General features: G+C 65.9%; 26 protein-coding genes. 14 read left to right on the top strand and 12 right to left on the bottom strand.

The window, feature by feature from the left end; translation table 11 throughout:
* Positions 1-53: 53 nt before the first annotated feature.
* Complete coding sequence (locus AC6I6X_RS20105) at positions 54-992, bottom strand: 1,4-dihydroxy-2-naphthoyl-CoA synthase (protein WP_497932347.1); 939 nt, start codon at positions 990-992, stop codon at positions 54-56.
* A 133-nt stretch (positions 993-1,125) separates the two neighbouring features.
* A complete protein-coding gene (locus tag AC6I6X_RS20110; protein WP_497932348.1) occupies positions 1,126-1,491 on the bottom strand; it encodes an SHOCT domain-containing protein in 366 nt (121 codons plus the stop codon).
* A gap of 511 nt (positions 1,492-2,002) precedes the next feature.
* On the opposite strand from AC6I6X_RS20110, the gene AC6I6X_RS20115 reads away from it, so the two are divergent.
* Positions 2,003-3,004, top strand: a complete 1,002-nt coding sequence (locus tag AC6I6X_RS20115) for a J domain-containing protein (protein WP_497932349.1) — start codon at positions 2,003-2,005, stop codon at positions 3,002-3,004.
* Here the strand turns inward: AC6I6X_RS20115 and menD are convergent.
* Genes menD through AC6I6X_RS20130 form a run of 3 tightly spaced genes read right to left on the bottom strand, consistent with a single transcriptional unit; the run spans position 2,993 to position 6,843 of the window.
* On the bottom strand, positions 2,993-4,804 hold the full coding sequence (gene menD, locus AC6I6X_RS20120) for a 2-succinyl-5-enolpyruvyl-6-hydroxy-3-cyclohexene-1-carboxylic-acid synthase (RefSeq protein ID WP_497932350.1): 1,812 nt from the start codon (positions 4,802-4,804) through the stop codon (positions 2,993-2,995). The two genes, AC6I6X_RS20115 and menD, sit on opposite strands and share 12 nt — an antisense overlap.
* Positions 4,805-4,807: 3 nt before the next feature.
* On the bottom strand, positions 4,808-6,160 hold the full coding sequence (locus tag AC6I6X_RS20125; protein WP_497932351.1) for an isochorismate synthase: 1,353 nt from the start codon (positions 6,158-6,160) through the stop codon (positions 4,808-4,810).
* A 47-nt stretch (positions 6,161-6,207) separates the two neighbouring features.
* Positions 6,208-6,843 (bottom strand): sulfite oxidase-like oxidoreductase, encoded by a 636-nt coding sequence (locus tag AC6I6X_RS20130; protein WP_497932352.1) that lies wholly within the window; start codon positions 6,841-6,843, stop codon positions 6,208-6,210.
* Between the two features lie 308 nt (positions 6,844-7,151).
* Here AC6I6X_RS20130 and AC6I6X_RS20135 point away from each other — a divergent pair, with 308 nt between their 5' ends.
* Both AC6I6X_RS20135 and AC6I6X_RS20140 read left to right on the top strand, forming a co-directional pair.
* On the top strand, positions 7,152-7,451 hold the full coding sequence (locus tag AC6I6X_RS20135) for a hypothetical protein (RefSeq protein ID WP_497932353.1): 300 nt from the start codon (positions 7,152-7,154) through the stop codon (positions 7,449-7,451).
* Between the two features lie 176 nt (positions 7,452-7,627).
* Positions 7,628-7,855: a ribbon-helix-helix domain-containing protein gene (locus AC6I6X_RS20140; RefSeq protein WP_250142273.1), complete on the top strand. Its 228-nt coding sequence runs from the start codon at positions 7,628-7,630 to the stop codon at positions 7,853-7,855.
* Between the two features lie 3 nt (positions 7,856-7,858).
* Here AC6I6X_RS20140 and AC6I6X_RS20145 read toward each other — a convergent pair whose 3' ends face one another.
* Entirely contained in the window at positions 7,859-8,041 is a 183-nt protein-coding gene (locus AC6I6X_RS20145; RefSeq protein ID WP_497932354.1) for a DUF7550 family protein, read from the bottom strand.
* A gap of 173 nt (positions 8,042-8,214) precedes the next feature.
* Between AC6I6X_RS20145 and AC6I6X_RS20150 the strand changes: the two genes are divergently transcribed.
* The 3 genes from AC6I6X_RS20150 to hisF all read left to right on the top strand — a co-directional run bounded on the left by AC6I6X_RS20150 (position 8,215) and on the right by hisF (position 11,195).
* Positions 8,215-8,889, top strand: a complete 675-nt coding sequence (locus tag AC6I6X_RS20150; RefSeq protein WP_497932355.1) for a hypothetical protein — start codon at positions 8,215-8,217, stop codon at positions 8,887-8,889.
* The gene (locus AC6I6X_RS20155) at positions 8,886-10,265 is read left to right on the top strand and encodes a hypothetical protein (RefSeq protein WP_497932356.1); all 1,380 of its coding nucleotides are present in this window, start codon (positions 8,886-8,888) and stop codon (positions 10,263-10,265) included. The genes AC6I6X_RS20150 and AC6I6X_RS20155 overlap by 4 nt, the downstream gene beginning before the upstream one ends.
* 114 nt (positions 10,266-10,379) lie before the next feature.
* Positions 10,380-11,195 (top strand): imidazole glycerol phosphate synthase subunit HisF, encoded by an 816-nt coding sequence (gene hisF / locus AC6I6X_RS20160; RefSeq protein WP_497932357.1) that lies wholly within the window; start codon positions 10,380-10,382, stop codon positions 11,193-11,195.
* Between the two features lie 16 nt (positions 11,196-11,211).
* Here the strand turns inward: hisF and AC6I6X_RS20165 are convergent, their stop codons facing one another.
* Positions 11,212-11,640: a TIGR03668 family PPOX class F420-dependent oxidoreductase gene (locus AC6I6X_RS20165; RefSeq protein WP_497932358.1), complete on the bottom strand. Its 429-nt coding sequence runs from the start codon at positions 11,638-11,640 to the stop codon at positions 11,212-11,214.
* A gap of 94 nt (positions 11,641-11,734) precedes the next feature.
* On the opposite strand from AC6I6X_RS20165, the gene AC6I6X_RS20170 reads away from it, so the two are divergent.
* Entirely contained in the window at positions 11,735-12,595 is an 861-nt protein-coding gene (locus AC6I6X_RS20170; RefSeq protein WP_497932359.1) for a hypothetical protein, read from the top strand.
* A 107-nt stretch (positions 12,596-12,702) separates the two neighbouring features.
* The gene (locus tag AC6I6X_RS20175; RefSeq protein ID WP_497932360.1) at positions 12,703-13,485 is read left to right on the top strand and encodes a hypothetical protein; all 783 of its coding nucleotides are present in this window, start codon (positions 12,703-12,705) and stop codon (positions 13,483-13,485) included.
* A gap of 65 nt (positions 13,486-13,550) precedes the next feature.
* On the opposite strand, the gene AC6I6X_RS20180 is transcribed toward AC6I6X_RS20175, so the two are convergent.
* Positions 13,551-13,835 carry a DNA-directed RNA polymerase subunit L gene (locus AC6I6X_RS20180; protein WP_497932361.1) on the bottom strand — a complete coding sequence of 95 codons (285 nt, stop codon included), beginning with the start codon at positions 13,833-13,835 and terminating at the stop codon, positions 13,551-13,553.
* Positions 13,836-13,984: 149 nt separating this feature from the next.
* Here AC6I6X_RS20180 and AC6I6X_RS20185 point away from each other — a divergent pair, with 149 nt between their 5' ends.
* Complete coding sequence (locus AC6I6X_RS20185) at positions 13,985-15,802, top strand: rhomboid family intramembrane serine protease (RefSeq protein WP_497932362.1); 1,818 nt, start codon at positions 13,985-13,987, stop codon at positions 15,800-15,802.
* On the opposite strand, the gene AC6I6X_RS20190 is transcribed toward AC6I6X_RS20185, so the two are convergent.
* Positions 15,799-16,419, bottom strand: a complete 621-nt coding sequence (locus tag AC6I6X_RS20190; protein WP_497932363.1) for an METTL5 family protein — start codon at positions 16,417-16,419, stop codon at positions 15,799-15,801. The two genes, AC6I6X_RS20185 and AC6I6X_RS20190, sit on opposite strands and share 4 nt — an antisense overlap.
* A gap of 7 nt (positions 16,420-16,426) precedes the next feature.
* A complete protein-coding gene (locus tag AC6I6X_RS20195) occupies positions 16,427-16,828 on the bottom strand; it encodes a DUF7961 family protein (RefSeq protein ID WP_497932364.1) in 402 nt (133 codons plus the stop codon).
* A 193-nt stretch (positions 16,829-17,021) separates the two neighbouring features.
* Between AC6I6X_RS20195 and AC6I6X_RS20200 the strand changes: the two genes are divergently transcribed.
* Complete coding sequence (locus AC6I6X_RS20200) at positions 17,022-17,192, top strand: zf-TFIIB domain-containing protein (protein ID WP_250142285.1); 171 nt, start codon at positions 17,022-17,024, stop codon at positions 17,190-17,192.
* 185 nt (positions 17,193-17,377) lie between these two features.
* On the opposite strand, the gene AC6I6X_RS20205 is transcribed toward AC6I6X_RS20200, so the two are convergent.
* Positions 17,378-18,400, bottom strand: a complete 1,023-nt coding sequence (locus tag AC6I6X_RS20205) for a disk-shape morphogenesis protein volactin (RefSeq protein ID WP_497932365.1) — start codon at positions 18,398-18,400, stop codon at positions 17,378-17,380.
* A 97-nt stretch (positions 18,401-18,497) separates the two neighbouring features.
* Positions 18,498-19,406 (bottom strand): cell division protein CdpA domain-containing protein, encoded by a 909-nt coding sequence (locus AC6I6X_RS20210; protein ID WP_497932366.1) that lies wholly within the window; start codon positions 19,404-19,406, stop codon positions 18,498-18,500.
* 408 nt (positions 19,407-19,814) lie between these two features.
* Here AC6I6X_RS20210 and dph2 point away from each other — a divergent pair, with 408 nt between their 5' ends.
* The 4 genes from dph2 to AC6I6X_RS20230 all read left to right on the top strand — a co-directional run bounded on the left by dph2 (position 19,815) and on the right by AC6I6X_RS20230 (position 24,501).
* On the top strand, positions 19,815-20,864 hold the full coding sequence (dph2, locus tag AC6I6X_RS20215; RefSeq protein WP_497932367.1) for a diphthamide biosynthesis enzyme Dph2: 1,050 nt from the start codon (positions 19,815-19,817) through the stop codon (positions 20,862-20,864).
* A 243-nt stretch (positions 20,865-21,107) separates the two neighbouring features.
* Complete coding sequence (locus AC6I6X_RS20220; protein ID WP_497932368.1) at positions 21,108-21,842, top strand: DUF7344 domain-containing protein; 735 nt, start codon at positions 21,108-21,110, stop codon at positions 21,840-21,842.
* A 171-nt stretch (positions 21,843-22,013) separates the two neighbouring features.
* Positions 22,014-22,853 (top strand): MBL fold metallo-hydrolase, encoded by an 840-nt coding sequence (locus AC6I6X_RS20225; protein ID WP_497932369.1) that lies wholly within the window; start codon positions 22,014-22,016, stop codon positions 22,851-22,853.
* Positions 22,854-22,929: 76 nt separating this feature from the next.
* Complete coding sequence (locus tag AC6I6X_RS20230; RefSeq protein ID WP_497932370.1) at positions 22,930-24,501, top strand: AAA family ATPase; 1,572 nt, start codon at positions 22,930-22,932, stop codon at positions 24,499-24,501.
* The last annotated feature ends 23 nt before the right edge of the window (positions 24,502-24,524 follow it).

Genomic DNA, 24,524 nt, shown 5'->3' on the forward strand with positions numbered 1-24,524 from the left:
GTCGCGCAGTACCGCCTTCGCCGGCGTCGGCGGCGTTCACGCGGTGGCGGGAGTCAGTAGTGCCACGGGTAGTCGTCGAACTCCGGCTCTCGCCCCTCGACGAACGCGTCCCGTCCTTCCGTCGCCTCGTCGGTCATGTAGCCGAGTCGCGTCGCCTCGCCGGCGAACACCTGCTGGCCGATCATGCCGTCGTCGGTCATGTTGAACGCGTACTTGAGCATCCGCATCGCCGTGGGGCTCTTTGCATTGACCCGATCGCCCCACTCCAGGGCCGTCTCCTCGAGCTCCTCGTGGGGGACGACTTCGTTGACCATCCCCATCTCCGCGGCTTCCTCGGCCGAGTAGGTTTTCCCGAGGAAGAACACCTCGCGGGCCTTCTTCTGGCCGATCTGTTTCGCGAGATACGCGGAGCCGAATCCGGCGTCGTAACTCGCCACGTCGGGATCGGTCTGGAGGAACTTCGCGTGCTCCTCGCTGGCCAGCGTCAGGTCGCAGACGACGTGCAGGGAGTGTCCGCCGCCGACCGCCCACCCGGGCACGACGCAGACGACGACCTTCGGGATGTGGCGGATGAGTCGCTGAACCTCGAGGATGTGCAGCCGGCCCTGTTCGGAGGCTCGTGCTCGCGGGCTTTGCCCGCTCGCTTGTTCCGAGGCGCTTTGCGCCTCGCTATTCTCGTCGCCTTCGTACTGATAGCCGTCTTCGCCACGAACCGTCTGATCGCCGCCCGAACAGAACGCCCAACCGCCGTCCTTCGGCGACGGACCGTTGCCCGTCAGGAGCACGCAACCGACGTCAGTCTGGCGCTTGGCGTGATCGAGCGCGTCGTAGAGTTCGTCCACCGTTCCCGGCCGGAAGGCGTTGCGCACTTCCGGTCGATCGAACGCGATCCGGACCGTCCCGGAGTCCACCGCCCGGTGGTAGGTCAGGTCCTGGAAGTCGAAGTCGTCGATCGGCTTCCACCGATCCGCGTCGAAGAGTTCCGAAACCATTGGCTCCTGTTTGGTGGCCGTCGCCTGAAATAGATTCGCGTCCTCGCCGACCTCTGTGAGTTCGCTACCGTGACGCCGTCTTCGTCCCTGGTAGTTGCTGACGCCATCCGATCGCCTCGATCGCGCGTCTCGTTCAGTCGGTCCGTTCGAGCGCGTCGCGTCGCTGTTCGTACTCCTCGTCGGTTAGCTCACCACGGGCGTACGCGAGACGCAGTTCTTCGAGTGCCCGATCGGAACGCTCGTCGGTTCCAGCGACCGCGCGGACGAGTAGATAGCCGAGGCCGACGAGCGCGGCGAGGAACAGCAACTGCATCAGGACGCCGACGAACGGCATCCAGACGGGCACCGATCCGTCGCCCCACATGTGGCTCCAGCCCCCCATCATCGGACCGAATCCCATCATCCCGATTCCCATGAAGAGGCCCGGGAGGACGACGAGCGCGGCGATGAGTGCGAGGACGATCACGACGGGTCGTGAAGTGGATGTGGTGTCGGACATACTCGTTCCTCCGTGAGTTCCCGCTATCGGAGACTACGGGGTGACCGTTCATTGCGATTGTCCTTTCGTTTCTACAGCGTTCTCGCGAGTGTTCTTTCGATAGTGTCCTCCAGTGGCTGTCGAGTTTCCGTATCAAAACCCCGTCGGACAGCGTGGTCACCGCCGTGCCGGCCCGGATCCGATCGACGTGCGGTCCGATCGCGGGGTTCCACTCGAAAAACGCGATCGGGTCTCCGGAAACGGGTTGAGACGCCGATCCGAGGAAAGCCGATTTGGTATATCGAAATACGGTTTATCAGTTGGATATGCGCCGAATCGACAGCGATCGGTCGGCGCCGAGAATGCGTCGAAGACCGGGGTATCACCCGATCGACCGGTCGAAAACCGGTCGATCGGCACCGATCAGTCGATCGGACTACCGAGACGCGTCCCCGGATTCACCGATCATAACGAGTGACAGTCAGCCAATCCGAACGATTTTTGCACGGCAGGACCTACCCGAAACCGATCGATGGGCGAGACGTACTACGACGTCCTCGGGGTCGACCGGGAGGCGACGCAGGACGAAATTCGGTCAGCCTACCGCGATCGCGTCCTCGAGACCCACCCGGACCACAACGACGACCCCGACGCCGCCGACCAGTTCAGGCGCGTCTCGACGGCCGAATCGGTGCTCACCGACGCGACGGAACGCGCACGGTACGATCGACTCGGCCACGAGTCGTACGTCCGACTCGCTGGGTCCGGTGACGCCGACGACTCGACCGTCGAGGACCGCGACGATCGGGCGGAATCGTCGTCGGCCACCGGCACCGAGCGGACCACCTCGCGAACGACGAACCGGCGACAGCGCACGCGAGAGCGCGGGACCTGGAGCGATTCCACCCGCGGGCCCGACCACGGGAGCGATCGATCCACCGGCCCCAGTCACCACGCCAGACAGCGCGCCCGGCGACAGCGACGAACGTCGAACCGGCGATCGGCCGGCGAGTGGCCGTTCGATGGCGATCGCGAGGGGACGGCCGGTCACGCTACTGGAACGGAATCAGCGACGAAGGCGGGAACGAGGACGGCAACGGCGGGAACTCGAGGAAAAACGGGAGCGACCGCCGATCGATCTGCACACGACGACGCCGAGTTCAGCTACGCAGTCCACGACTGGACCGACGAGGTCGATCTGAACCAGGACGGGCACAGCCTCGATCAGTCGACGATCGTCGGTCTCGGGGCCGTGACGGCCCTGTACCCGCTGTTCGTCTACGTGAGCCTCACGCCGGTGTTTTCGCTTCTGACGAACGTCGTCGTCGCCACCTGTATGCTGCTCCTGGTCGGCTACGTGCTCACGTTTCCTCGGGTGGCGACCGTCGCCTTCGGTGGCTGGAGCGTGCTCCTCCCGATCGGGCTGTTCGCCGCCCCGATCGATCCGGTATCGCCGTTTGGCCTGCTGGCGATCGCCTGTTGCTGGATTCCGTTCGGCTACGCCGTGGCAGTCCGGTGGGCCCTACGACCCTGACTCTCCGGTTCGGTCGGTCGCTACTGCCTCGAGAACTGACTCCCGGAGAGCCTCGCGGCGGCGGTGACTCGATTCCGCGTCGAATTCGACCGCGAGCACCTGCGTGCCGTCGGCGGCGAGCGATCGACGATAGGCGGCGTCGAAGTCGGCGGGATCGACACGTTCGAACGCGAAGTCGTAGAGGTCGCCGAGCGCGTCGAACGCGAGGCCGTGGGGCGTCTTGAACTGGTCGGTGAACGGCGGTTCGAAGTCCTCGATCGGGAGTTTGTGGAAGATGCCGCCGCCGTCGTTGTCCAGCAGGACGATCGTCGCGTCGACGCCGCAGCGATCGATCGCGAGCAGGCCGTTCGAGTCGTGATAGAAGGCGAGGTCGCCGGTCACGAGCACGAGCGGGTCGTCGACCGTGCTCCCGGCGCCCAGCGCGGTGCTCGTGATCCCGTCGATGCCGCTCGCGCCGCGGTTCGCGAGGACCGTCAGGTCGGCCGCTCGCGGCCGTCCGAACCGGTCCGCGTCCCGGATCGGCATGCTGTTAGAGACGAAAATCGTCGCGGGATCCGGCGCTCCCTCGAACACCGACGCGAGGACCGCTCCCTCGAAGGGATCGGCCCGGAGGGCGGCCGTCTCGAGCGCGTCGTCGCGACGCTCCCAGTGCCGGTTCTCCGCCCGTCTGAACCCGGCGAGCCAGTCCCCATCGGTCGTCGATCGGGGCTCCCCGTTCGCGTCGTCCTCGAGTCGATCGAGCAGGGTCTCGACGACCGAACCGGGCGTGGCGACGAGCAGGTTCGTCGCCGTGAACGTCGCCTCGCGCCACTCGCCCGCCGGGTCGACCACGTACTGGATCGCGTCCGCGTCGCGCAGCGCGTGTCGAAGCGGCTTCGACGTCGGCGACGCGCCGACCCGGAGGACGACGTCCGGGGCCGGCATTGCGTCGATGTAGCCGTCGTAGCCCCCGACGATCGGCCCGTCGTCGACGTGCGGGCCGAACCGGTGCCCCGAGAGGGGGTCGGCCAGCACGGGGGCACCGAGTCGCGTCGCGAGTTCGGTCACGGCATCCGGTTCGAGGTCGATCAGGTCCGCCGGATCCGCCGGTCCGGCGACGATCAGCGGCCGATCGGCCCCCGCCAGCGCGGCGAGCACGGGGTCGAGTTCGCCGTCGTCGAGTCGCGGGCGACCGCTGGCGGTGTCGACGAACGCGCCCTCGCGGCCCCGACCGCCCAGCGTGTCGGCGAACGCCTCGGGAACGTCATCGGGCACCGGTATCGGTTCGAGCGGTTTGCGGAACGGGCAGTTGAGGTGGACCGGACCCGGTGGGTTGCCGGTCGTCTCCGCGAGAGCGCGGGCGGCGGTCGTCCGGAGGCTCCTGACTTTCCGCTCGTCCGCTTCGGGTTCCGGGAGGTCGGCTCCCCACCGGACCGCGTCCCCGTAGAGGCCTCGCTGTTCGATCGTCTGATTTGCGCCGCTGTCGCGCAGTTCCGGGGGTCGATCGGCGGTCAGTACGAGCAACGGGACGCGGGCCTGATTCGCCTCGATCACCGCGGGGTGGAAGTTCGCCGCGGCGGTCCCGGACGTACAGACCAGGGCCGTCGGCTCGCCCGTCCGTCGCGCCCGCCCGAGTGCGAAGTACGAGGCGGAGCGCTCGTCGAGGTGGGAATAGACCTCGATTTCCGGATGTGCGGCGAACGCGACCGTCAGCGGCGTCGATCGGCTCCCGGGCGCGATACAGACCGCCTCGAGGCCGCCCTTCGCGAGTTCGTCCACGAGAACGCGGCCCCACAGCGTCGCACGGTTTGGTGCAGTCATCGATTATCGGAGTTCGTCGAGAATGGGTCGGAACTTCAGCTGTACTTCGTCCCACTCCTCGGCGGGATCGCTGTCCGCGACGATCCCGTTGCCGGCAAAGAGCGTGACCGTCTCGTCCGTCGCGAGGCCGGAGCGGATTCCGACGGCGAACTCGCCGTCGCCGTCGGCGTCGAACCAGCCGATCGGTGCGGCGTACCAGCCCCGATCGAACGTCTCCGTCTCCCGGATCGTTTCGAGGGCCGCCGACGGCGGGACGCCACCCACGGCCGGCGTCGGGTGCAACGCCTCGACGAGGTCGAGGACGTGGCGGTCGTCAGCGAGCGTGGCCGCGATCGGCGTCTGCAGGTGCTGGATCGTCGCCAGCCGGCGGATCGTCCGGTCCTCGACGGTCAGGTCGCGGGCGAGCGGGTAGAGCTGGTCCCGGATCGAGTCGACGACGAGTCCGTGTTCGCGCCGGAACTTCTCGCTGTCGAGCATCCGCTCGACGTACTCCTCGTCCTCCTCGGGCGTCTCGCCCCGCGGAACCGACCCCGCGAGGGCTTCCGTTTCGACCCGCGAGCCGCGTTTCGAGACCAGCCGCTCCGGCGGCGCGCCGAAGAACGTGCCCCCGGGCTCGTTGCTCACGAGGAACCGGTAACAGTTGGGGTACTGCCGACGAAGCCGTTCGACCGTCGCCGGGACGTCGATCGGTCCCTCGAGGTCGACCTCGAGGGCCTGTGCGAGCACGACTTTCGTGAGTCGACCGTCCGCGATCCGGTCGAGAGCGGTCTCGACCTGGTCGGTCCAGGCCGTCTGCGAGGTGGTTCGACGACTCGCGGCGACCCCCGGCGCCGTTCCGCTCGGTCGCATCGGCGGCAGGTCCGCGAGTCGCTCCGCCCACTGCTCGAGTCGATCGGTGGCGGTCGCGTCGTCGGAAGCGACCGTCGTCAGCCAGGTGGCCTCGTCGCTGCGGGTGACGAGCATCCGCGGAACGACGAAGGACGCGGCTCCGAACCCCGTCCAGGGCGGCGACTCGTCGTGGCCGTCGTGGAACGATACGCCGCCGAACGCCCGCGGCCGGGCGACCGACGGCCCGTCGTGGTCGAGCGCGGCGAACGTCTCCGCCGCCTGTCTTCGAACGCGATCGATGCGATCCGCGCCGCTGGCCGTGAAGCGGGCCGCGACGCCGCGCCCGACGACCTCGAGGCCGTCGGGGGTCGCCCACTGGATGCGTGCTCCGTCGGCTGGATCGGCGATCGCACCGAAGGAGACGTCTTCGAGTTCTCGACTGCGGCTCACCAGGTCGACCTCCTCCGCGAGACGGGCCGCTGGTCCCGGGTCACCCGCCAGCCGTCTCTCGCCCGACGCTCGGTCCATCGAACGCAGTTCGGGACCGCCGCGCCTTCAGCCTAACTATTCGGCCGCTAACTGTATCGTTCCTCTCGCCACGGATCCGCCGTCTGGGAGTAGCCGCGTTTCTCCCAGTAGCCGCGTTCGGGTTCCGTGAGGAACTCGATCCCGTCGACCCACTTCGCGCCCTTGTAGGCGTACCGGTGTGGCGTCACGACCCGAAGCGGCCCCCCGTGGTCCGGGGGCAGGGACTCGCCGTCGTAGCCCCACGCGAGGAGGACCTCCTCGCGGAGACAGTCCTCGAGCGGGAGATCGGTGGTGTAGCCGTCCAGTCCGGAGAACATGACGTGGACGGCCTGCCCGGACTCCGTCCGGTTGCCCGACGACCGTCGCTCGTCGACGTCGTCGATAACGCCGGCCCGCTCCGCGAGTTCCGGGAGGGGAACGCCCGTGAACTCGCAGTCGAACTTGCTCCAGCCGGTCACGCAGTGAAAGTCCTGGCGCTGGGTCTCGCTCGGCAGGTCGCGAAACTCCTCCCAGGAGAACGCCAGTTCCGTCTCGACGGCACCGGTGACGGTGAACTCCCAGGTTTCGGGGTCCCAGTCCGGCGTCCCGCTCTTCGAGAGGACGGGAAACTCGGTGGTCTCGCGCTGGCCCGGCGGGAGCCGTTCCTCGCCGAACTCCCGGTAGAGGTCCGTGACGTCCTTCATGGAGTCCGCTACCGGCCTCGGAAACGTAACGCTGGCGTTTCGCGAAGCGCTGGTTCGCCTGCCGGTGGTTTCGATCGCCGGGACAGCGGCGCTCGATCGGGGCGGCGAATCGCACACTGCTCTCACGGAAGCGGATAATGTGGTGTGCTAACATAGGTTCGGGAGCGGGCCGGGATGGAAACGCGAAATTTCCACGCCGGGAACGGGGACGAAACGAGTTGTAACGGTCCGGCCGGAGCGACAACTCGGGGGTTACTCCCGAAACCCTCGTCATCCCTTAGTAGCGTCTCGTCCTTCGTTTCTTCCGTATGGCTACGAAACAGCAGATGGCAGAACGAGACGTCTCCGGAGAGGCACCGGAAGCAGTTGGAGAACAGGCCATGGGACCAGCAGCGCTGGCATCGGCGGCGTCCGTCGGTCTCGCCTGGTATTACTTCTTCCTGCGCGGAGACCGAGAACGCGGACTCTTCGTCGGCCTTTGGCCGCCCACCATCCTCGCGTTCGCGAGTTACTTCAACCAGCGAAAGATGCGCCAGCAGCTCGACTCCATCACCCAACCCGGGACGACGCTGAAGAACGCGATCGACTCGATGATGGGCAACAAGTAACGCTCCCGACGACCCGAGTCGACGTCGCGACGTTCGAATCCCGACCGATCGAAGAGTCCGACCCTGCACGGTTATCGAACCGGGAATCGGGGCTCTCGAACCGGAAAAATTTCTCTCCTACATCGGTGCAGAATCCCCGTCAGAGCTAAATACCCCCTCGCCGAAAGCCGAATCAGATGCCGAAAGTAGAGATCACCATTCCGGAGCACCTCGAGATGCAGATCGCGCAGATGGTCGAGCGCGGTGAGTTCGTCAACCGCGAGGAGGCGATCGAGGATCTCCTCTCGACGGGGATCAAAGCCTACAAGACCAGTGGACCGATGGACGAAGAGGAGGGAACGGGGACGGGAACCGGACTCGAAGACGACGGGATGATGGGCCACGACGACGAGTACGTCTTCTAACCGCTACAGCGGAAACGCGAGGAGCGGAATTGCGAACGCGATGGCGACGCCGACGAGCATCGCGACGAAGCCGATGCCGACGTCACGGCCAGTGTACTCGCTCATCGGTGCAGTCGTCCGTTCCGCTTCCACGTCGTGACCGACGTCGGCGCCCGAGTCGTCCGTAGGTGCTGTGTCGTCTGCCATGTTCCAGTGTTTTCGACTCGGCGCCTTAAAGACATCTACAGCGACTGGGCGGACTGGTGTCGACAGGGTAGACAGCTCACGCCGAGCACTCCGGTCCCGGTACCGATCCGAGAACCGAAGCCGATCGTTCGTCCGGAGAGTATTTATTGATAGATTGAAAATTCATTCCTCGAATGCCCTCCACTGACATCCCTCGCAGACGGCTGTTAGCCGCCGGTGGCTGTCTCTCGGCCGTCCTCGCCGGCTGTGCCGGCATCGGCGAGTCGGAGACCACCAGCGAACACGCCGCCACCGACGGTGGGACGCCGATACCGTCGGACGAGTACGACGCCCTGACGCTTCGTTCGGACGACGACGAGCATTTCGTCGTTACTGACAGCGACTCCGATCGATCGCGACCGGGCGGGCGCGCCGTCGACTTCGTCGTGACCGAGGACGCCGCCGCCGACGTCCGGATCGACAGCGACGACGCGGCCGACGCCCGATCGTTCCTCGAGGCGACCGACTTCGAGACCGAAACGGTCGTGATCGAACAACGGCCGATCGACGACTGTTACCGTCGGCACCTGCTGAGCGTCCGGGCCCGCCCCGACGAGTTCCGGACGCAGTACTGTCGCTCGCTGAAAGCGCCGACGACGCCGTGCGAAGCCGACGTGACGGTCATGGAAGCGATCTTCGTCCGCGTCCAGCAGGCATACGACGACAGCCCTTCGAGCCGTGCGAGCGGTGAGAGTTCGTCGTGTCCGGATTCGGTGTTCGAGAGCGACGGGACCAGCGGAGGATCCGACGACTCCGACGGGGAGACCGGCCACGGCGCGAATCGAACCGACGAGGAGGTGGACGGATGAGCGGCGATCGATCCGGGTCCCGCCGCGAGTTTCTCGCCGGACTCGCGACGGCGTCCGGGGTTGCCGTCGCCGGCTGCACCGACCTCTCCTTGGACGACGGGACGTCGTCGACGGGGTTCGCTCGATCGGACGCCGAGGCCATCCTCGCCGACTCCGAACCGGCCGTTCCGGACGTGGTTCGGCCGACACCGGTCGAACCTGCGGCGAAGGCCCTCGACACACATCGTACGCGCGTCGACGATCTCCTGTCGGCGGTACCGGACGTCGTACCCGCAGACGACGTGCCGAACGGTGTCGTCAGGGAATCGATCGCCGATCGCCGGGACAGCGCGATCGAGTACCGCGACGACGCGGCCGAGGCGACCGGGGCCGATCGATACCACGCCCTGCGGACGATCGGACGCGCTCGCGAGTCTGCCCGGGCGTCGGCGACGACGCTCGCAGCGATCGAGGCCGAGACCGAGACGCTTCTCACGGAGCTTTCGGACGAACGCACAGCCGTCGAATCGGCGGTCGGTGACCGGCGCGACGGAATCGCCTACCGCGGCGAGGACGGCGACGACGGACGACTGCGCGCGACGCTGTTCTTCGCCGAACTCGAGCGTGATCTCCGGCGTGCGAGCCACAGCGTCGGGCGATGGAACGTCGACGACACCGCCACCGTCATCGACATCGGAGGCGCCGCGGGCGACCTCGAGTTCGCGACGGCGACGACGGCCATCTGGGACCACTGTACCGACCGGTACGCGGCCGAGACCGGCGATCGAGTCGACCTCGAACCGGTCTTTGCCGACGTCCTCGAGGCGTCGGCCGATCGCGCCGGGGCGGTCGACCTCTCCGACCAGGACGGCGACGACTGGCTCTCGACCCTCGTCGACGGCGAGGTCGACACCGGCTTCGACCAGACCGTCCTCTGGGAGGCAGTCAGGCCGGTGTACGACGCACGGGACGGACTCCGGGAGACACGCGACGGTCGGATCGAACCGGGACTGGCGACAGGGCTCCGCGACGCGCTCCGGTTCGAACAGGAGTACCGGGCGTTCGAACGCGTCCGCGATCGGTTCGAGGCGGGGGAACTCCCCAGGCCCGACTCGATCGATCCCATCGGTTCGGAGCGCAGGGCCGCGATTTCGGCTGCGGAATCGGCCGCCGGGGAACTGACGCGACCGTCGCTCGGAACCGATCGACTCGCGGAGACGGTCCGGACGCTCTCCTGGACCGACGAGAAGATCCGCCGCAAAGCCGACGGCGATCCCGGCGTCGTCGTCTCGCTGACGAGCGAGTACGGCGAGTACGTCTGCCTGCGGGCCCGGTTCGAGGTCCTCCCCGAGGCGGTCGACGCGTTCCGGGAGCGACTGCTCGACCCCGAATCCTGACGACCACGGGATCCGATCGCCACCGTCGCGACCGATCGATCGCGTCAGTCGACGCCGCGAGAGTGACCGATCCAGACCCCTTTATTACCCCCGGTGCGAAGGGCCGGGTAGTAAATGGTACTGACGAAGCGAATCATCCCGTGTATCGACGTCGACTTGGACGAGGACGGGAACCCGGCGGTCTACACCGGCGTTCACTTCGAGGACCTCGAGTACACCGGCGATCCGGTCGAGATGGCCAAAGAATACAACGAATCGGGGGCCGACGAGTTCGTCTTCCTCGACATCACCGCGTCCGCGGAGGGGCGCGAGACCATGCTCGACGTCGTCGAGCGCGTCGCCGACGAGGTCTTCATCCCGCTCACGGTCGGCGGCGGTATCCGAACGACCGACGACATCAAGGAGGCGCTTCGGGCCGGCGCGGACAAGGTCTCGATCACGACGGGGGCGCTCGAACGTCCCGAACTGATCACCGAGGGCGCCCGCGCGTTCGGGAGCCAGTGTATCGTCATCAGCGTCGACGCCAGGCGACGCTTCGACGAGGGAGGCGAACACTACGTCGAGATCGACGGCGAATCCTGCTGGTTCGAGTGCACTAAGAAGGGCGGCCGCGAGGGAACCGGCATCGACGTCGTCGAGTGGGCCCAGGAGGCCGAATCCCGCGGTGCCGGCGAACTGTTCGTCAACTCGATCGACAAGGACGGCACGAAGGACGGCTACGATCTCCCACTCACGGAGGCGGTCTGTGACGCCGTCGATACGCCGGTGATCGCCTCTTCGGGCTGTGGCGGTCCCGAGGACATGTACGACGTGTTCACCGAGGCCGGCGCCGACGCCGGACTCGCGGCCTCCATCTTCCACTTCGGCGAGTACTCGATCGCGGAGACCAAGGAGTACCTCGACGAGCGGGGCGTTCCCGTCCGTCGCTGACCGCGAGCGATCGGCGTTACTCCTCGAGCGCGCCCCACGATCGGGTATCATCGATACGGATCTCGACGATCGGCCGGTTCGCCAGGTCGTGATCCGCGTACTGGTCGTACTTCGCCTCGAGAGCGGCGACTGCGGCCGCGTGAGAGTCAGCCCCGGGCGACAGCAGGGTTGCCGTTCCGCGAACCTGGACCCACGCGAGCCGCAACCAGTCCGACCGGTATCGATCGGCCAACACCGTCACCCGCGGTTCGGCCCGGATGTTCCGGACCCGCTGGAGGTCACGGGTCGATTTCGGCTTCTCGTCGATCGCGGTGACGAGTCGGGGGTCGTCGGCGTCCAGCAGCGCGTAGCAGATCGGCACGACGTGGGGCCGCCCGTCTTCGGCGACGGTGGCGAGTGCGGCGACGCGAGCACGTTCGAGGAACGCTCGTTCCGCGGGCGTCATACGGAATCGACGGTATCGAGCAGGAAAAACCCGTATCGAGAGTGGGGTCGGGTATCCAGTACGCTTATGCCGTCACGGTCGTGCAGGTCTACCAGTGAAGTGGCGGTGCACGTGGTGTGGCAAACCACACGCGGAGAACGATCCACCCTGTGACGCCTGCGGCCACAACGCCTTCGAGAGAGCGGTCGTTCGCGAGGGCGAAGACGAGTCCGGAGCCGACGCGGCGGCGAGTCGGACGGTCGATACCGGGACGACCTACGTCTGGGCCTGTCCCAACTGCGGCCGGGAACACGTCAGGAACAATCCGCCGTGTTCGCGGTGTGGGAACCCGGACCTCGAGAAGACCGAGCAGACCTACGACGACGTCGATCGGGACCTCGCAACCCCGGGCTGGCTCGAGGTGGCCAAGCCGTACGCGCCGCTGTTCGTCGTCGTCGGACTCGTCGTCACGCTGTTCGCTACCGGAATCGTTCCCCCGTCGGTGCTCCCGGGGATCGGCACCCCGTCGCCGCCCGACGCGCCCGGCGAAGAGGTCGAAGCCGCGGGTCTGGACCTGGAGACGACCGAACGGGAGCTCCACGACCACCTCGCGGACGAACGGGCAGCCGCGGGGGACCCGGCGCGATCGTACGACGACGGACTCGCGGCCTACGCCGAGTATCGGAACCGCCAGCTCGTCATCGCCGAGTACGGCGACGACGATCCCGGGGACACGCCGCAATTGAGCGAGTTCGATCCCGAGTGCGGCGAGTCGACGCCCGCCATCGCCCCGCTGATCGTCGACGGCGTCTCGATCGAAGACTACGGAGACGAGAGCGACCTCGCGGGCGACCTCGCGGACGAACTCTTGACCTCGCGGTTCGGCGACGACGTCCGGAGCGGGTACGACGCCGAAGGAATCGACGTCCACGTCGCCCCCGACGATCGGCTCTACATTGTGTACGCGGTCTGTTGAGCCGGCGATCGACGTCCTCCGCCCTGCCGGCGCTCGTGGCCCGGAAAACTACAATTCGTCTTTGAGCTAGCTGAAGGTACTTGGGTCCCCGAACGGTTGCGAGACGTGTGAGTCGACGAACGCGACGCACGCTCCTCGCAGGTGCTGGCCTGACTATCGCGACGATCGGTGCCGGTTGTCTCGACGAGACCAGTGACCCGGGTTCGGGATCGGACGATGAACCGTCCGACGGCGACGAAACGGACGACGGTGCGGACGACGACAGCGCGGGCGGTGACGACGAAGACGGCGAGGTGATCGAGGAAGAGCCACGCGTCGACGAGCCACCGCACGCGATCGAGCGGCCGGACGTCGACGACGAGGACGACCCGTGGGAGGCGTGGGACGACCACTACCTCGGTGCGGAGATGGCGACCGAGCCCACCGTCGAATTCGACACGCTCTCGGGCGTCCGTCTCGCCGACCCCGCACTCCGCTACGGGGAGTTCGAACACGACGAGAGCGCTTACGCGGTCCGTCTCGTCGAAACCGAGGGCGAATTGGAGGAGACGATCGATCTCGAGGCCTCAGATGACGATTCGCGGACGACCCTCGAAGGAGTCGACTTCGACGACCGGGTCGTGATCGTCGTCGAGTCCGGTTTCGGCTCCGGATCGATCGACCATCGCTGGGCCCGAGTCGAGGCCGTCGGCGACGGGCTTCACCTGCACGGCTACTACACGCAACCGTACGAGCGGACCGACGACATCACGTCGTATCACTCCGTACTCGTGGCCGATCGACCCGACGGGACCGACCCGATAGCCCTCGCTCGCACGAGTCTAACGGTGAGCGAGGACCGGCGGGTCCACGTCAACTCGACGGAAGGACTCGTCACGGTCGAGGCGTAACTCTCTGGGAGTGCTGGCGATCGATCGCGGCGAAAACGGGCGTCGATCGGTCGTGGGCGTTCGATCTACGCGGCGGTCTCGAACGCGTCGCGGAACGACGACGCCTTCTCGCGGACGTCGACGGCGGCCTCTTCGAGGGCCGCGAGGGGTTCGATCGTACCGTCGGTCTTGATCGTGAGAATCGGCTCGGTCTGTCCACCCGACTGTTCGGGGTTGACGTCGTAGGTCGCCGCACTCACCTGCTCGTGTTCGAGCAGGGCGCCCTTGAGGACGTTCATGAACGTGTGATCCTCGCCCGCGATTTCGATCGAGAGTTCGTCCTCGCTGCTCTCGGTGACCCGCAGTTCCATGGCCGATACTCCGTGCGTCGGCCGCTTGTACCTTTCGAAGCCGTCGCTGACTCGCCGGGGAGCGCCGGTCAAGCCCGTGATCGGGGGGCCGTTCGCGACGCCGGGTCCGGAATGTAAACCACTATACGGATCGGGTCGAACCACAGGACATGCTCTCGATCGCGACCGCCATCGCGGTCGTCGTCGTGGTGAGTTTGCTGGTCTCTATCGCGATCGTCGGGCATCTCCACCGCGGGGAACGACGCTGGGGCGACGTCGCCCGGGCCCGCCTGGTGATGGGCGTGCCGTGGGGGACGCTCGTCGCCATCGCGGTCGTCTTCTCGCTGTACCTGTTCGTCCAGGACGGGATCACCGACTTTCAGGACCCCGTGACGCTCCCGTTTCGATCGTGGTCGTACTTCTATCCGCTCGGCATGGTGACGGCCGCGCTGTCTCACGCCGGACCGGGCCACCTGCTCGGGAACCTGTTCGGAACGGTCGTCGTCGGGCCGATCGCGGAGTACGCGTGGGGCCACTACCCCGACGAGCGCGGCTCCCAGACGTTCGCGTCGTGGCGAACGAACCCGTGGCTGCGAGCGTTCGTGATCTTTCCCGCGATCGTCGTCGCCGTTGCCCTGCTGACGAGCGTCTTCGCGCTCGGGCCGGTGATCGGGTTCTCCGGCGTCGTCTTCGCGTTCGCCGGCTTCGCCATCGTCCACTACCCGATCGTAACGATCGTCGCCACCCTGGGGGTCCAGGGCGTCATTGGTACCATCTACCGCGCGCTGCAGTCGCCGATCACCGTCTACGTGGCCGAACCCAGCCCGCCGTCGCCCCCGTCGTGGGCCACGATCGCCATCCAGGGCCACGCGCTCGGCTTTTTTATCGGACTCGTGCTCGGGGTACTCGTGCTCAGGCGACGCGATCGCCGTCCCGACGTGGCACGGGTCTGGCTGGCCGTCCTGCTGTACGGCTTCTCGAGTTCTCTGTGGGCGATCTACTGGTTCGGCGGCGAGAACACTTACATCCTCCTCCGTGGCCCCGGCGTCGCCGTGGTCACGATCCTCTCGCTGGTCGTCACGCTCGCGGTCGCCGGCCCCGAGACGCCGCTCGTCCCGCAGACGCTCGATCGGGTCGTCGCTCGCGTGCAGGGATCGACGGCGACCGGCCCCGCCGATCGAGCCCTCGAACTCGGCTGCCGGGACGCCGAAGGGACCGAGGGATTCGTCGACAGACCCGATCGGCTTCGGTCGCTGGCCGGCTCCGGGGGAACCGGAACCGTGACCGGCGAATCCCGTCTGGCGAACGTGACGAGTCGGAGCGCCGCGTTCATGGCCATGCTCGTCGTCTTCGCCGTCCTCGCGGGGATCGCGGTCCCGGCCAACCTCCTCGTGCTCGAAGAGACGAGCGCCGCCTCGAACGCGGGGGTCGAGATCGAAGACTACACCGTCACCTACGCGGAGGGCGTCGAGAACGAACTCGTCACCGCGATCGAAATCGGACCGTTTCAGGACGCCGTCCAGTTGAACGCCAGCGGCGTGATCGTCGTGAGCGAGAAGCGCCAGCTCTGGCTAGAGGCGGTCTCGGCCCAGCGACTCGCGTTCACCGGCGAGGAGACGATCCACGTCGGCGGACCGGGCTGGCGCGAGACCGTTCACGTCGACCGAACGGGGTGGGAGACGGTCGGGAACGACACCGTCTACCAGGTCTGGCTCTGGGAAAACGGCGGCGATCACCGTCTCGCCTACGAATCGAACGCGTCACGCGCCGACGTTCGGATCGCGGATCGAAACGTGACGATGGCCTCCGACGACGGCGAGTTCCGCCTCGCTGTCGACTCGGACGGCACCACCGCCACGGCGCAGGTGCCCGTCGCCAACGAAACGACCACGGCTGGCGGGATCACGTTCGAACGCGACGGTGACACGATCTACGCGAGCGCTGACGGTACGGAGGTCGCGATCGCGCGCGAAGAGCGCTACAATTAGTGCCACTCGATCCGGAAGACCTCCGCGTCGAGGGTCTGCTCGGATTCCGTGTGGAACTCGAACCGGTTCCCGATGGGGAGCGGGGCCCGGAACGCGTGGGTCACGGTCGCGCCGTGGTCCGCGGCGAACGACTCGACGAACGACTGACTGTCCTCGTTGTGGATCGTGTAGGAGACGGCGGCGATCTCGGCCGTCGTTTCGAGAAAGGCCCGGTCCGCGTGTCGGTTCCCGTGCTGGGCACCGAACGGCGGGTTCGAGATCACGGTTCCGTCGGCGAGGGCGAAGGGATGGCGAATCGCGTCGCCGCGAAGCCACTCGATCGGGCCGGTCCCGACGGCGGCCGCGTTCCGCCTGGCGAGTGCGAGCGCGTCCCGGTCGACGTCGACGCCGACGACGCGTTCTGCGCCCGCGAGCGACGCGCCGACCGCCAGCATCCCCGTTCCGGTACCGAGATCGAGAACGGGGCGGTCGAGGTCGGCGTGGAGTCCGGCGAGGTGACAGACGTGAGCGGCGAGATCGGCGGGGGTAAGATACTGTTCGAGTGACGCGGACGGCTCGGAGAAGTCCTCGACAGCCTCGAGCCGTCGGGCGAGCGTCCGTCGGGAGGGACCCGACATGTCCGCGTCAGTACTCGAGCACCGAGTCGTCTGCGACGTCGAGCGTGAGTCCGTCGCGTTCGGCGCGTTCGGCGGTCGCGGACAGCGCCGGGCGAACCTTCTCCGGATTCGCGACGTCGTCGATCGCGACGGTGACGGTCCCGACGCCGAGGAACGCCCCGGCGCGCACGTAGCGTCGGAGCCGATCGATCTCCTCCTGGGTCGCGAGCGAGCAGTCCTCGTCGAATCGGGCCTCGACGGTCAGGCCGGCGGGCGTTAACCCGTCGTCGATCAGGTCGCGCTTGAACTCGCGGAGGTACGCGGGAGCCGTCGACTCGAGGGCCGCGGCCTCGAGCGTGACGGGGGTAACGTCTGCCGGTCGACAGCCGTCGATCGCCGGTTCGCCGTCGGGCGTGGAAGTCGTACTCATTGCTACCACATACATGAGCCGCATACAAAAAGATTGTTGAATACGCTATAGTAATATCACGTCGCGGCGTTTCGTCGACTCCGATCGACTGGCCCCGGTGAAAGCGGTACTAACCGCCGGCGGACGCCGCAATTCGTGACAGTTACGATAAAATATCGACTAGAGTTAAGGCCGTACCGTGTCAGATACACCTATGGAGCAGTGTCCACGGTGTCAGGGGTCCCTCGAGGAACTCTCGCTGGGTGACGTCTCGACCGTGACGTGTCCACACTGTAGCTACGCGGACATCCCGGTCGAACACGAGCGGCCGCCGGAGGAGCGAGAGTCCTGGCGAGACGCGTTCAACCGGTTCTACGAGGAGTGACGAGGCGTGATCCGATTCTCCGAACGACCACCGACGGCGTGACGTGACCCGATTCGACGAGTGGCGCGATTCGACGGAGAGTGACCCGATTCGACGAGTTGGCCGATCGCCGGACGATCTTCCGATCGGTTGCCCCGGGGATCGGCACTCGTTCGCCGTCCTCGCGAAAACGGAAGTCGAGGGGATTACTCGTTCGCCGCTGGCGCTTCGGCTTCTTGCTCGTGGTCGACGTCCTCGTCGGAGCGAGCGGCGACGAGGCCACCGCGGGCCACGCTGTAGAGCGGTTCGTCCGCGTGTGTGACGCCGCTGATCGAGAACGGGATGTTCGCGTCCTGGAGGTGGTCACGGAACAGCGCCTCGAAGCCGTCCGGGCTGGAGGTCCCGCCGGTGACGACGACGGGAACGTCCAGTCCTTCCTCGACGTCTTCCTCGTCGACTTCTTTCACGATGTTCTCGATGACGTAGTCGAGCAGGTTCTCGTAGTAGATCGAGAGGGCACCCTCGACGCCGCCGACGTCCGTCGTGAAGTCGAGTTCGAAGTCGCCCTCCTTGATCGAGGTCACCTTGTCGACGGGCGTCCCGGTCGCGCGGGCGGCCTGTTCGTCGACCCAGTCGCCACCGCGAGCGACGGAGAACTTCATCACGGGTACCGCGTAGTACGCCAGACAGACGTTCGTCATCCCTGCACCGAACGAGATGCCGAGGCCGGTGAAGTTGTTGTCCGCGAGTTCGCTGTAGATGACGGACATCCCCTCGTTGATCGGCTCGGAATCGTACCCCATGTCGTCGAGGAACGACTCGATCGTCTTCTGGTGGTACAGCGTCGAGAGATCCGAGTCGATCGGATCCGCCGGAGACGAGAAGTAGAGCTTTTCGTCGGGATAGGCGGGTTCGCCGACGACCTGCTCGATGATGAGTTTCATCATCGGGATCGCGCTCTTCTCATCGTTCGAGAGGATCCCGTGTTTCATCGGTCGACGGGTCTCCTTGTTGAAGATGTTCGCGAAGTTCAGGGCATCGTCGCCGACGACGTACACCTTGTCGTCCTTTCGGATGTGGAGCACTTCGCTTCGCGAGAGCATCTGCTCGGCCATGTCCGAGTACTCGATCTCTACGAAGGAGTTACGCTGCTGCACAAACACTGTATCGTTCCCATCCTGCTGTGCCGACAGGATGTTCATCGTCCCAACGTCTAGGCCTTTGGCCATAGTTGGCCAAGGCCACTGACGGATTATAAATCTATGTGCCTTAATTTCACCATCTGATATTTGTCTCGAAAGGTGTAGGAATACGTGTCGCGACCGGTTAATCCCGGCCAACCAGTTCACGTAATCGGGTTCGGACCGACGCGAGGAAGGCGACCGACCCGGTGTCGGCGTCCACGGTTGCCTCTTCCTGCCGTTTCTGCTCGCGGAGTTCCTTCAGCTTCTGGGTCTGGTCGTCGACCGTCGAACTCGAGGTCGTCGTCGTGGTCTCCCCACCTTTCAGACCCTTCAGTCCCGCGACCTGTTGATCGACCCCCGTCGATCGAGTCCGCTTCGTTCCTGCGGTAGTGTCGACGTTGACCTCGTCGAACTCGTCCTCGGAGAAGGAGAGGCGCTTGTGTTCCGTCTTCTCGACGCCACCCCAGGAGAGTTCGACTCCCTCCATCGCGTCGTCGATGTCCTCCCGTACCTCGGCGTCGGTGAGTTCCGGATCGTCGTCTTCCTCGTCGACCGTCTCGACCTGTTTCGCGGTGCGTGCCATGTCGAGATAGTGGGCGATCAGCGCCGCGCCGGTCGAAGCGGTGATCCCGGCCAGGCCCACGGCGTAGACCGCGACGACTGCGACGGTGTAGTCGGCGCCGTACCCGTTCCAGTCGTCGGGATAGGCGTACACGAACCCGCCGATCGCCACGATCGCGACCACGACGCCGGCGATCGACGTGTACAGCACCCGTCGTTCCGACGGGAGCAACACCACGATCCCGAGCATCAGGACCGGCAAAGCCACCATCGCGAGCGCGTATGCAGGTTCCGCCCACGCGAGGTGGGATGCAGTACGGGCCTCGAACGTGCTACTCCACAGGTAGAGCAGCAGTGCGACGATCGCGAATCCGATTCCACCGAGGAACAATCCGAACCCGAGGTACACGTCGGTCCGGTCCTCCGGTTCGCCGATGTATCGGCGATAGAGGTCGAATAGATAGCCCTCCGAGGGCGATTCCGCTGCCATAGGCACCCGGTTTACACTCCAGTACTATGACTGTTGGGTCGAGTGACTGGTCTCGCTCGGCGACACTCTATCCAAGTCTCATAAGTATACTGAACTGTCGTAAGATCGGAGGTCCCCCTGAGACGGTGTGTCACGTCGCGTCCATCGAGGAGGAAGGACTCGTCGAGACCGTCGAACGGCTCCGCCGTCGGATCACCGACCTGCTGGGGGAACCGGACGAGTGAGGGCCGAGTTCGACGCCGAGGATTTTCAGGCCGCCTTCGAGAGGCCCGACGTCACCGCCCGGCGGCGCGTCCAGACTGTCGGCTGGCCCTCCTGACGGCATCCAGCGTGCCCGCCTGTCCCGCTCGTCGCGCAGCCGGTTTCGGAAGCGTCGCCGTTTTACGTCCGTGGCTGTAATACCGGCCAATGAGCCAGGAGTCGGAGTACAGCGAGGGAGACCTCAGGAAGACCGGGATGCGTCTCAAGCACGATCGCGAGTGGGACTACGAACTCGAGACGATCGTGGAGGCGATCGAAGAACGAGACGCGACGAAGGTCGGGTTGCAGTTTCCCGAGGGGCTGAAACGGCGCGGTCCGGCCGTCGCCGACGACCTCCGGGAACTGGCCGACGACGACGTGACGTTCATGCTCTCCGGTCAGCCGTGTTACGGTGCCTGTGACCTCGATACGTACCTGATGAAACGCACCGACGTGTTCGTCCACTTCGGCCACTCGCCGATGAAGGACACGGACAAGGTGATCTACGTGCCGCTGTTCTCGAACGTCGAGGTTGCGCCGATCATGGAGGAGGCCCTCGATACGCTCGAACCGCCCGAGGAGACCGAAGGCGTCGGCCTCGTCACCACGGCCCAGCACATGAACCGGTACGAGGAGATGACGGCGTTCCTGGAGGAGCGGGGCTACGAGGTTCACAGCCGACGGGGAGACGATCGGCTCACCCACGAGGGCCAGGTGCTCGGCTGCAACTACGCCAGCGCGGACGTCCCTGCAGATCAGGTGCTCTACGTCGGCGGTGGCAAGTTCCACCCGCTCGGACTGGCGATGGAACACCCCGACAAACACGTCGTCATCGCCGATCCGGTCAACAACGTCGTCACCGTCGCCGACACGGACAAGTTCATGAAACAGCGGTACGGGGCCGTCCACCGCGCGATGGACGCCGAGAAGTGGGGCGTCATCTTCTGCACCAAGATCGGCCAGGGGCGCTGGGAGGTTGCCCAGGACATCCTCGACGACAACGACGACGCCTACCTCATCACGATGGACGAGGTCACCCCCGATCGCCTGCGGAACTTCGACATGGACGCCTTCGTCAACACGGGCTGTCCGCGGATCACGACCGACGACGGGCCGCAGTTCCACAAGCCCATGCTCACCCCCGGCGAGTATCGGATCGCCGTCGGCGACGAGCCGCTGGACGAACTCTCCTTCGACACCTTCCACGGGACCTGGTGAGCGATCGGGTCCCCGTTCCGGTCCCCACTCGTCGCAGTCGCTCGTGTGCCCCGGGCGAACGCGGCCCGTCGAAGACCGACCACGTGTTGTTGATTTGTAACTCGATTCCCGAAATCAGTGACTACCTCTAGGGTCGAAAAGATCTAATACTGAGTGAACGTCACGCGATCGTGGGTAATCACCGACTGGTTCCAACACAGTTTGGAGGGATTCTTTTGCTCGTAGCACCCCGACCAGTAGTCGATGACTACCACGAGTTCACCCGACCGATCGGCCGCATCGACGGACAGTCTGTATCAGTCCCTCGCGAGCGATCGTCGCCGTGCGATCCTCCGTCTCGTCTCCGACGCTTCAGCGAACGGAATCGAGAAAGCCGACCTTGCGAACCGACTCGTCGCAGTAACGACGGATAAACCGCCCGGCGCAGTGACTGACGCGGAACGCCGACAGTCCAAAACCGAACTCGTCCACCACGACCTCCCCGCGCTGCGAGACGCTGGCCTGGTCGCGACGCGCGAGGACGGAGCCGTGGTCGCGACCGACCAGTCGTCGGGCGACGAAAACGGGATCGACGACGCGTTCGCGAAACACTCAGATGCGGACTGCGACGCGGTGTTCGAGGCGCTCGCGGACGCACGTCGGCGGACGGCCCTGTCGGTTCTCGAGACCGAACGCGATCCCCTCTCCACGCGATCGCTCGCGCGATCGGTCGCGACCCGAGAAACCGACTCGAGCGAGCGATCGGTCCCGACCGACCGGGTCGATAGCGTGCTCGCGTCGCTCGTTCACGTCCACCTGCCGCTGCTCGCGGACGCCGGCCTCGTCGCGTACGACGATTCCGCGGGTCGCGTCGGCTACGAGGGTCATCCCCTGCTCCGGTCCGAGCTGATCGACCTGGATCGCGAGTCGGATTCGACCGACGGGACGGCTGTGGAAGTCGTCACGGAGTTCGCGGTGCTCGGACCGACCGGCGACTGATACGGATCGCTGTACCGATGTGCCGGCACGATCGCGACTCGTCAGCGGGTGCGCCGTGACTGACGTACAGAACTTCGTACGAGCGGACCCGACACGGGCACGCGCCGACGTCGGGACGCGACTCGATCGGAGACGACAACACTTACCCAGTCGGTCCGCACACGCTCCAGTATGACACAGATCCGGAGCGATTGGGGCGACTGGCTGGTTCGTGACGTCGAAGACGCCGACCCGGACGGGGTAGCGATCTGGTATCTCGGCTGTAACGGCTTCGTCCTGAAAGGGAGTGCGGGAACGACGCTGTTCATCGATCCCTACGTCGGCCTGGGCGATCCACCACGCACCGTGCGGATGATCCCCGTGCCGTTCGATCCGGCGGACGTTACGGCGGCCGACGCCGTGCTCGCGACGCACGAACACACGGACCACGTCCACGGCCCGAGCCAGGCGCCGATTCTCGCGACTACCGGCGCGACGTTCTACGCCCCCGACGACAGCCTCGCGGTCGCGCGCGAAGCGGAAGCGTGGACCGACGAGTGGAGCGTCAGTGCGGACCAGTTCGCCGAGATAGCGGAAGGCGATACCGTCGACATCGGCGAGTTCACGCTCCACGTGGAGGAGGCGCACGATCCGGACGCGACGCATCCGGTCAGTTACGTTCTCGAGCACGACGCAGGAACGTTCTTCCACGGTGGCGACACGAAGCCGTCCGACGAGTTCGAACGCATCGGCGAGGCCTACGACATCGACCTCGGCGTCCTCGCGTTCGGAACCGTCGGGCGGATTCCCGACAAGGAGACGCGCGAGCCCAAACGTACCCGCTGGTACAACGACGAGAACCAGATCGTCGAAGCGGCGGCCGACCTGCAACTCGATCGGCTCCTGCCAAGTCACTGGGACATGTGGCGTGGTCTGACATCGGATCCCAAGGTGCTCCACCACCACGCGAAGAGCTTTTCGCATCCACGACGGCTCGAACTGGTCGAAATCGGCGATCGCGTCGATCTGTAGGACGGCGACGGATCAACTGTCCTGAAGTTGATATACGCCGTACAATTTATAGTAATGGTATGGTAACGTTGGGGTCATGAGTAACACCGCCGACACGGACGACGTGATCGAGGTCAGTGGTGATGGGTTGACAGTCCGGAAGACGTTCGCGGCGGACGAGTTCCCCGTACCTGCGATCCGGTTCGAGATCCACTCCGACCACGACGAAGAGGCCGCCTTTCGACTCTCCGAGGACATCCCCGACTCGTTTCCGATGGACAAGGTCGGGTTCCACCCCGACTATCACAGCGATGACTGGACCGCCTTCCAGGACAACCACGTCGAGTTCACCGGGACGGTCGATCCTGACGACGAACTCGTGACGGTCTACGGCATCCGCATCGACGACGAGAGCGAGGCGACGTCGTTCCTCACGGAACCGACGATCGTCGAGGTAAACTCGGACGACGACGGCGGGTCGGACGCCGACGAGATCGACGACGACGTCATCGACAGTATCGTCGACGAGGACCGCAACCAGCCCGTCAAGGACATGATCTCGGGCGAATCCGACTCGGTGCCAGGTCTCGAGGACGACGACGAGGACGACACTGCGGCCGCCGACGAGACTGTCGCGGACGCCGGGGACGAGACCGATGCGGACGGCACCGCACTCGGAGACGAGGACGGCGGACTCGACCTCGATCTCGGCGACGTCGATCCCGAACCCGAACCGGTCGACGACGACCCGGACGAAGACGACGCCCCGGACATCGATCTCGGGTTCGACGACGACGAGATTCCGGACCCGGAGGACGACCCCGCGTCGTCGGCCGACGAGTCCGAGGCCGACGACGATCGCGTCGAGATCGACCTCGGCACCGACGACGAGGTCAGCGCCGACGCACCGAAATCGGACGACAAACCCGAGATCGATCTCGGCACCGACGACGCAGCCGACGAACCGGATTCGGATGACGAACCAGAGATCGATCTCGACCTCGGATCGGGCGCCGCGGACGCCGACGACGACGCGGCCGACGAGACGTCAGACGTCGATACGGACACGGTCGACGCGGAATCCGCCGGTTCGGCGGACGCCGACGAACCGACGATCGGCGACGACGCGTCGTCCACCGAGACCGCGGGCACCGAACCCGATACCGAATCGGCGGGCTCGATCGCAACGCAACTCGCGCGCGAACTCGAAGCGGACGCGGTCGACGACGAGGATCTCGACGTGCTCCGGGACGCACTCGACGTCGAGCCGTCCAGGTCCGACATCGCGAAGATCGACCACCTCCAGTCGCGCATCGAAGAGGTCGCGGCCTACACCGACGCCCTCGAGACGTTCCTCGACGAGAACGGCTCCGGGCAGGAACTGATCGAGGAGTTCAAGGAGGAACTCGAAACGTTCGAGTCCGACCTCTCCGCGATGGACGAGCGTCTCACCGGCACCGAAGACCACGTCCTCGACGTCGAGACCGACCTCGAGGACGTGACCGACGACGTGGACGACCTCGAAGACGAGGTAGAGACGATCGACGACGACGTCGAGGACCTGGACGCGGACGTGGACGAACTCGCGGACGATCTGGAAGCGGTCCGCGAGGACGTGACGAACATTCAGGAGTGGCGGGATCAGCTCGGCTCGATGTTCTCTGACTGACGGGTCACCGAGGTCCCGAAACG

The organism is Halosolutus sp. YCN4 (genome assembly GCF_059736495.1).

What these genes read in the sequence shown, in the direction of transcription:
- AC6I6X_RS20105 (WP_497932347.1), bottom strand. Translation starts at nt 992, where the DNA reads ATGGTTTCGGAACTCTTCGACGCGGATCGGTGGAAGCCGATCGACGAC.
- AC6I6X_RS20110 (WP_497932348.1), bottom strand. Translation starts at nt 1,491, where the DNA reads ATGTCCGACACCACATCCACTTCACGACCCGTCGTGATCGTCCTCGCA.
- AC6I6X_RS20115 (WP_497932349.1), top strand. Translation starts at nt 2,003, where the DNA reads ATGGGCGAGACGTACTACGACGTCCTCGGGGTCGACCGGGAGGCGACG.
- menD (WP_497932350.1), bottom strand. Translation starts at nt 4,804, where the DNA reads ATGACTGCACCAAACCGTGCGACGCTGTGGGGCCGCGTTCTCGTGGAC.
- AC6I6X_RS20125 (WP_497932351.1), bottom strand. Translation starts at nt 6,160, where the DNA reads ATGGACCGAGCGTCGGGCGAGAGACGGCTGGCGGGTGACCCGGGACCA.
- AC6I6X_RS20130 (WP_497932352.1), bottom strand. Translation starts at nt 6,843, where the DNA reads ATGAAGGACGTCACGGACCTCTACCGGGAGTTCGGCGAGGAACGGCTC.
- AC6I6X_RS20135 (WP_497932353.1), top strand. Translation starts at nt 7,152, where the DNA reads ATGGCTACGAAACAGCAGATGGCAGAACGAGACGTCTCCGGAGAGGCA.
- AC6I6X_RS20140 (WP_250142273.1), top strand. Translation starts at nt 7,628, where the DNA reads ATGCCGAAAGTAGAGATCACCATTCCGGAGCACCTCGAGATGCAGATC.
- AC6I6X_RS20145 (WP_497932354.1), bottom strand. Translation starts at nt 8,041, where the DNA reads ATGGCAGACGACACAGCACCTACGGACGACTCGGGCGCCGACGTCGGT.
- AC6I6X_RS20150 (WP_497932355.1), top strand. Translation starts at nt 8,215, where the DNA reads ATGCCCTCCACTGACATCCCTCGCAGACGGCTGTTAGCCGCCGGTGGC.
- AC6I6X_RS20155 (WP_497932356.1), top strand. Translation starts at nt 8,886, where the DNA reads ATGAGCGGCGATCGATCCGGGTCCCGCCGCGAGTTTCTCGCCGGACTC.
- hisF (WP_497932357.1), top strand. Translation starts at nt 10,380, where the DNA reads ATGGTACTGACGAAGCGAATCATCCCGTGTATCGACGTCGACTTGGAC.
- AC6I6X_RS20165 (WP_497932358.1), bottom strand. Translation starts at nt 11,640, where the DNA reads ATGACGCCCGCGGAACGAGCGTTCCTCGAACGTGCTCGCGTCGCCGCA.
- AC6I6X_RS20180 (WP_497932361.1), bottom strand. Translation starts at nt 13,835, where the DNA reads ATGGAACTGCGGGTCACCGAGAGCAGCGAGGACGAACTCTCGATCGAA.
- AC6I6X_RS20185 (WP_497932362.1), top strand. Translation starts at nt 13,985, where the DNA reads ATGCTCTCGATCGCGACCGCCATCGCGGTCGTCGTCGTGGTGAGTTTG.
- AC6I6X_RS20190 (WP_497932363.1), bottom strand. Translation starts at nt 16,419, where the DNA reads ATGTCGGGTCCCTCCCGACGGACGCTCGCCCGACGGCTCGAGGCTGTC.
- AC6I6X_RS20195 (WP_497932364.1), bottom strand. Translation starts at nt 16,828, where the DNA reads ATGAGTACGACTTCCACGCCCGACGGCGAACCGGCGATCGACGGCTGT.
- AC6I6X_RS20200 (WP_250142285.1), top strand. Translation starts at nt 17,022, where the DNA reads ATGGAGCAGTGTCCACGGTGTCAGGGGTCCCTCGAGGAACTCTCGCTG.
- AC6I6X_RS20205 (WP_497932365.1), bottom strand. Translation starts at nt 18,400, where the DNA reads ATGGCCAAAGGCCTAGACGTTGGGACGATGAACATCCTGTCGGCACAG.
- AC6I6X_RS20210 (WP_497932366.1), bottom strand. Translation starts at nt 19,406, where the DNA reads ATGGCAGCGGAATCGCCCTCGGAGGGCTATCTATTCGACCTCTATCGC.
- dph2 (WP_497932367.1), top strand. Translation starts at nt 19,815, where the DNA reads ATGAGCCAGGAGTCGGAGTACAGCGAGGGAGACCTCAGGAAGACCGGG.
- AC6I6X_RS20220 (WP_497932368.1), top strand. Translation starts at nt 21,108, where the DNA reads ATGACTACCACGAGTTCACCCGACCGATCGGCCGCATCGACGGACAGT.
- AC6I6X_RS20225 (WP_497932369.1), top strand. Translation starts at nt 22,014, where the DNA reads ATGACACAGATCCGGAGCGATTGGGGCGACTGGCTGGTTCGTGACGTC.
- AC6I6X_RS20230 (WP_497932370.1), top strand. Translation starts at nt 22,930, where the DNA reads ATGAGTAACACCGCCGACACGGACGACGTGATCGAGGTCAGTGGTGAT.